Annotated in this window: 2 protein-coding genes; one reads left to right on the forward strand and one right to left on the reverse strand. The window is 68.2% G+C overall.

Translation table 11 applies throughout. From position 1 onward, the window contains the following. Window positions 1–488 precede the first annotated feature (488 nt). Window positions 489–785: a DUF1330 domain-containing protein gene (locus tag ACM6LU_RS39130; RefSeq protein WP_414942914.1), complete on the forward strand. Its 297-nt coding sequence runs from the start codon at window positions 489–491 to the stop codon at window positions 783–785. Between the two features lie 12 nt (window positions 786–797). Here ACM6LU_RS39130 and ACM6LU_RS39135 read toward each other — a convergent pair. Continuing rightward, window positions 798–1,248 (reverse strand): hypothetical protein (locus ACM6LU_RS39135; protein ID WP_414942915.1); only part of this gene is annotated, 451 nt, incomplete at its 5' end.

The following is a 1,248-nucleotide window of genomic DNA, read 5'->3' on the forward strand; positions in this document are numbered from 1 at the left end:
CACCCAGCGTTTCTGATTTCGAAACGAGCTCGACGGGAGAGCCGATGTCGCAGATAGCCCTGCCGCAACCGCCGTGCACCGACCAGGCCGGCGCACTGCTCGCGCGCATGATGCCCGGGGACGCCCCGCCGAACGGGCTGCTGACGTCTCCGGACGGAGGTCGTCCTGCATCGCCGGGCTGGTCCTCCTCCCGTTCTCGGTGCTGGGCGTCGGCGGCTTCTCGGCCGCGATGCCCGGCGTCGTCCTGACCGTCACCCCCACGAGCGAGACGTCGAGCGCCATGAGCGTCAACTACGTCGTCCGCAGCGTCGGATACTCCCCGGGTACTCCCTCCGGCAGCGCCATCGGCGGCCCGATCCTCGCCGCGGGCACCGGCCCCGGCCACCTCTTCCCCGATCACGACGCCGACAAGCCTCGCCCTCGCCCGCCGACGCTCACCCGAGACCAACCCGTACGTCAGCCGCACTCATTCCAACACCGGAGGTTCCATGCCCAAGGGCTACTGGGTCAGCGTCTACCCCACCATCGAGGACCCCGAGAGGCTTGATGTCTACAACAAACTGGCCGGCGTGGCCGTCCAGGCCGCGCGCGGGCGAGTGCTCGCCAGCATCGGCAGCCGGGTCGTCGCACACGAAGCCGGAATCACCGAGCGCGTCGTCCTGATCGAGTTCGACAGCTTCGAACAGGCGGTCGCCGCATACGAGAGTGCGGCCTACCAGAAGGCACTGGCCGCACTCCCCGACCGCTTCGAGCGCGACTTCCGCATCATCGAAAGCCTCGACTGACCGCTCCAGGTACTAGATCGTCACGTGTGCCCTGAGGCGGCGACGGACCGCCAGGTTGATCTGGCGGTCCCCGACCTGATCGCCATCGAGGGCCCCGGCCTGCGCGTAGGTGAACGGCACAGCCTGGACGCGGCCTTCGGCGACCGCCCACCGGCAGAACGAGGACAAGACACTGACGTGCCGATCCCAGGTCGTCACCCCGAACTGGGCCTCAATCGGGCCGCACACCCGATGCACCGCGTAAGCACTCAACGCGTCCCTGAGCGAGCGCCGCGCGTCGCACAGATTCACGTCGAAGTCGACGATGAACTCCATCCACGACCGCGGGACCCACACGTACGACCCCCACGAGGACGGTACCGGGCAACCGCTCGACGACAACTCACGCAACCACCCGTTCACCACCGCCGCCGACCGCAGCCCGAACGCAACCCCAAACGCCAGATCGTCGCCGACAAGAACA

The organism is Amycolatopsis sp. cmx-11-51 (assembly GCF_047608665.1).
Taxonomy (GTDB): domain Bacteria; phylum Actinomycetota; class Actinomycetes; order Mycobacteriales; family Pseudonocardiaceae; genus Amycolatopsis.